This is a genomic window from Micrococcus sp., from assembly GCF_030523875.1.
GTDB lineage: Bacteria > Actinomycetota > Actinomycetes > Actinomycetales > Micrococcaceae > Micrococcus.
Map to the genome: position 1 here is coordinate 1 of NZ_JAUNHR010000118.1, position 4,844 is coordinate 4,844.

At 76.4% G+C, this 4,844-nt stretch carries 4 protein-coding genes and 1 pseudogene; 3 read left to right on the top strand and 2 right to left on the bottom strand.

Annotated elements, in window-relative coordinates:
- Positions 1–380 (bottom strand): annotated as a pseudogene (locus Q4D18_RS11020) (hypothetical protein); the annotation flags it as partial.
- On the opposite strand from Q4D18_RS11020, the gene Q4D18_RS11025 reads away from it, so the two are divergent.
- From Q4D18_RS11025 to Q4D18_RS11035, 3 genes are read left to right on the top strand one after another with little or no spacing between them, the layout of a single operon-like run.
- Positions 367–969, top strand: a complete 603-nt coding sequence (locus Q4D18_RS11025) for a polysaccharide deacetylase family protein (protein ID WP_303128349.1) — start codon at positions 367–369, stop codon at positions 967–969. The pseudogene Q4D18_RS11020 and the gene Q4D18_RS11025 overlap by 14 nt on opposite strands.
- Positions 970–1,003: 34 nt before the next feature.
- Positions 1,004–1,969 (top strand): tRNA (guanosine(46)-N7)-methyltransferase TrmB, encoded by a 966-nt coding sequence (trmB, locus tag Q4D18_RS11030; RefSeq protein ID WP_303128351.1) that lies wholly within the window; start codon positions 1,004–1,006, stop codon positions 1,967–1,969.
- Positions 1,970–1,998: 29 nt separating this feature from the next.
- A complete protein-coding gene (locus Q4D18_RS11035) occupies positions 1,999–3,894 on the top strand; it encodes a BCCT family transporter (RefSeq protein ID WP_303128354.1) in 1,896 nt (631 codons plus the stop codon).
- A 6-nt stretch (positions 3,895–3,900) separates the two neighbouring features.
- Here the strand turns inward: Q4D18_RS11035 and Q4D18_RS11040 are convergent.
- Positions 3,901–4,844: alpha/beta hydrolase (locus Q4D18_RS11040; protein WP_303128358.1), on the bottom strand; the 944-nt coding region annotated here is incomplete at its 5' end.

Below are 4,844 nucleotides of genomic sequence, written 5' to 3' on the forward strand. Positions count from 1 at the left end.
GAGGCGCCCTCGACCCGCGCCGCGTCCTCAGCGGCGCCGGAGCGTACGAGCCGGCCCGCGCCCGTCGCCGCGAAGGCCCCGGCCTCGGCGGACCTGGGCGGCCCCCAGGCCGGCGTGGCCCCGGCCGACACCCCCGTGGCGGTCGCCTCGGCCGCACCGCCGGTGGTGGAGAAGGTCGCCGCCGCGGACGTGGCCCCGAAGGCCCCCGCCCCGCGTCCGGCCGCCTCGTCCCCCGCGCCCCGGCCCACGTCGTCGTCGTCCGCTTCCGCCACCAGGCCCTCGACTCCGGCCGCCTCCCCGTCCGCGTCCGCCACGGCGCCGGCGACCCACGCCGACCCGATCGTGGAGCCGGAGGTGGACTGCCGGGTGACGCGGTGCATCGCGCTGACCTTCGACGACGGCCCCGGCCGTCACACCGGCCGCCTGCTGGACCTGCTCTCCGCCGAGGAGGTGCCGGCCACCTTCTACGTGATCGGTCAGAGCGCCGAGCTGAACCCGGCCCTGATCGCGCGCATGGCCGCCGAGGGGCATCAGGTGGGCGGCCACAGCTGGTCCCACCCCAACCTCACCGAGCTCACCCCGGAGCAGGTGGCGGAGGAGACCCGGTCGACGGCCGCGGCCATCCGCGCCGCCGGCGCGCAGCCGAGCACCGTCCGCGCCCCGTACGGCGCCATGAACGAGGCCGTCCTTGCCGCCTTCGGCGGCCTGCCCGGCTCCGGGTCCGTCACGTGGACCGTGGACACCCGCGACTGGGAGCACCGGGACCCCGCGAGCACCCTGGCCGCCGTGCAGGCGGGGGCGGCGCCCGGCGGGATCGTGCTGATGCACGACATCCACGCGACCACCGTGGACGCCGTGCCGGCCGTGATCGCGCACCTGCGCGCGCAGGGCTACACGTTCGTCACGGTGGACACCCTCACCGGCGGCGTCCCCTCCGGTTCCACGGTGCGCGGCGGCCTGCACCCGTGATCCCGGCCCGGCCGGGCGTGGGAGGATCGCGGGGATGAACGAGCACCCCGCCCCCCACGACCCGGCCGCCCCGCGCCACGCCCACGACCACAACCGGGAGCCCGACCCGGAGCTGCACCGCCGCGAGCCGGTGTCCTTCGTGCGCCGCGGCGCCCGCCTGAACGCGGGGCGGCAGGCCGTGTGGGACCGCCTGGCGGACACCGTGCTGGTGGACGTGCCCCGGCACCGCGCCGCCACGTCGGTGGCCCGGGACGCGGAGCTGGACTGGGCGGCCGTGTTCGGCCGCGAGGCCCCGCTGCTGGTGGACGTGGGCTCCGGCCTCGGCGAGTCCACCGCCCAGGGCGCGGCCGAGCGGCCGGACTGGAACGTGCTCTCCGTGGAGGTCTACATCCCGGGTCTGGCCGCGCTGATGGCGCAGGTGGAGGAGCGGAACCTGCCGAACGTGCGCGCCGTCGAGGCCAACGCCCCCGAGCTGATGGACCACCTGCTGGCCCCCGGCTCGGTGCAGGAGGTCTGGGTGTTCTTCCCGGACCCGTGGCACAAGAAGCGCCACCACAAGCGCCGCCTCGTCAACACCGCGTTCGCGGATCGGGTGGCCCGGGTCCTGGCCCCGGGCGGGGTCCTGCGCCTGGCCACGGACTGGTCCGGCTACGCCGTGCAGATGCGGGATGTCATGGAGGCCCACGACGCGTTCGAGAACCTCCACCCCGGCCGCGCCGCGGGCGAGGACTCCCCACTGACGCGGGTGCGCCGCGAGGGCCGCGAGCTCGAGGTGGGCGCCCAGCCCCTGCCCCGCGGCTTCGACGAGACCGCCCCGGCCTCGTCCCTGCCGGACCGCGCCGGGCTCGGGGAGGCCGTCGCCGCGTCCCTCGCGGAGGACCCCGTGGACCACGACGGCGGCTGGGCGCCCCGCTACGAGGGCCGCCCCCTCACGCAGTTCGAGGGCAAGGCCCTGCGCGCCGGGCGCCTCGTCTTCGACCTGGCCTATCGTCGTCGCTGACCGCTGACGGCCCCACGAACGGAGACCCCGTGTCCCACGCGACCCCGCCCCCGGCAGCCGAGCCCGCCGACGCCCCCGCGCCGGCTTACCCCCACGGCACCCATCCCGGGCTGGTGCCGGGCATCGGGGTGGACGAGAACCGCCACCGCTTCGGCGTCGACCCGGTGGTGTTCGGGGTGACCGCCGTGCTCGTGCTCGCCTTCGTGGTGTGGGGCGTGCTCGACCCGCCCTCGGTGGGCGCGGCCTCCGCCGCCGCGTTCTCCTGGGCCATGACCAACGCCGGGTGGCTGCTGAACGCGGTCGCCGGCCTGTCCGTCGTGGCGATGCTCGTGATCGCGTTCTCGCGGTTCGGCCGCATCCGCCTGGGCCGGGACGACGAGACCCCGGAGTTCTCCCGGTTCTCCTGGGTGGCCATGATGTTCGGCGCGGGGATCGGCGTGGGCATCTTCTTCTACGGCCCGTCGGAGCCGCTGAGCCACTACCTCTCCCCGCCCCCGCACACCGTCGAGGCCGGCACGCCCCAGGCGCTGCACCAGGCCATGGCGCAATCCCACTTCCACTGGGGCGTCAGCGCCTGGGCCATGTACGCGCTCGTGGGCGGGGCGATCGCCTACAGCTCCTACCGCCGCGGCCGCGTCACGCTGATCTCCTCCGTCTTCCGCTCCCTGCTCGGGACGCGCCACGCCGAGGGGCTGGCCGGGCGCCTCGTGGACATGTCCGCGATCGTGGCGACCGTGTTCGGCACGGCCGCCACGCTGGGCCTGGCGGCCGTGCAGATCGGCCAGGGCATCCAGATCGTCACCGGGGTCGGCGAGGTCACGAACACCCTGCTGATCGCGATCATCGCGGTGCTGACGGTGGCGTTCATCGTCTCGGCCGTCTCCGGGGTGTCCCGCGGCATCCGGTACCTCTCGAACACGAACATCGTGCTCACCCTGGGCATGGTGCTGTTCGTGTTCGTGGCCGGGCCCACCCTGTTCCTGCTGAACCTCCTCCCCTCCGGCGTGCTCGCCTACGCGGACGGCTTCCTGGACATGGCGGGCCGCTCGCTGTCCTGGGGCGCGGCCACGGTGGAGTTCCAGTCCTGGTGGACCGCGTTCTACTGGGCGTGGTGGATCGCCTGGACCCCCTTCGTGGGCGTGTTCCTGGCGCGCATCTCCCGCGGGCGCACGCTGCGCGCGTTCGTGCTCGTGGTGATGGCCGTGCCCACGGCCATCCTGGTGCTGGCCTTCACGGTGCTCGGCGGCACCTCCATCTGGCTGAACCGGCAGGGGACGGCCGGCTTCGACGGCTCCCTCTCCCCCGAGGCGCAGCTGTTCGCGCTCTTCGACCTGCTGCCGCTGTCCGGGATCACCCCGTTCGTGGTCATGGTCATCCTGGCGATCTTCTTCGTCACCTCCGCGGACTCGGCGGCCGTGGTCATGGGCACGCTGTCCTCGCGCGGCGACCCCTCCCCGCGGCGTGCTGTCACCGCGTTCTGGGGGCTGATGATGATGGGCATCGCCGTCGTGATGCTCCTGGCCGGCGGCGAGGACACCCTCTCGGCCCTGCAGAACCTCACCATCCTCATCGCGCTGCCGTTCTCCGTGGTGCTGGTCCTGATGATCGTGGCCCTCTTCCGGGACCTCGCCACGGACCCGGCCGCGATCCGCGCGGACTACGCCGCCACGGCCCTGTCCAACGCCGCCCGGCGGGGCATCGAGCAGTACGGGGACGACTTCGAGCTCGCCGTCCGCCGCGCCCCCGAGGGCCGGGGCGCCGGCGCCGCGTTCGACTCGACCGCCCCGCACGTCACCGAGTGGTACCGCCGCACGGACGAGGAGGGCAACGACGTCGACTACGACTACGCGACCGGCACCTGGGCGGACGGCTGGACCCCGCACGACGACGCGCCCCCGACGCGCGGCGCCGCGGCCCGGGACTGAGCCTGCTCAGGGCCGCGGGTCCAGGCCCCGCCCGGCGGTGACCCGGCCGAGCGCGGAGAGGGTGACCGTGCCCGGGTCGCGGTAGCCGCGCGGGGCCGTGCCGCCCGTCTCGGGGCGCCAGCGGGCGCTGTTGTGCCCGCTCACCCCGATCAGCCCGGCGGCCTCGTCCGCACGGACCGGCAGGGCCTGGACGGCCAGCCACGGGGACCGGCCGGCCAGCACCCGCCCGAGCCAGGCGAGCCGGTCCCCCGGCGCGCGGGCCTCGAACACCGCCGCGGCGGGGCCGCCGGGCCCGGCGAGGGCGCGGGCCAGCCGGCGCGGCAGGCCGACCGCCCCGGACAGCGCGAGGACGTCCACCCGGTGGGCCGACCCGGCGAGGGCGTGGGCCGCCACGAGCGTGCCGTAGGAGTGCGCCTCCACGGCGGTGTGCACCGCCGGGCCGATGCCCGCGTGCGGGGGCCGGGGACGGCGCTCCCACCCCTCGAGGTGGGCGCGCAGGCGCTCGGCGCCGCGGCGGGCGGGCGCGTCGCCGAGCACCCGCCACCACGGAGGCGCCGGATATCCGAGCCAGGCCACCACGCAGGGGCGCGGGGCGCCGGCGCGGCGCTGGGCCAGCAGGAGGCCGCCGGCCTCGCGGGCGCTGCCCCACGCGGCGGTGTGGGCGGTGATGCCCATCCCGGAGACCTGCCAGGTCATGTGGGTGGGGGCGTCGACGTCGCCGACCGCGATCGCCGCGACGGGCCCGTCCGGGGCGTCGAGGTCGTGGTCCACGAGGACCCGCGGCGGGATCGCGGCGTCCATGGAGTCGGGGCGCAGGGCGTGCAGGACGCCGTCCAGGGCGCGCGCCTGGCGCGGCGACAGCGCGTTCCGCCGGGCGACGTCGGCCCGCAGCCGGGCCTCGAGGACCGCCCGGTGGGCGGGGCCCCACGGGGCGGACCCGCCTCCCGCCG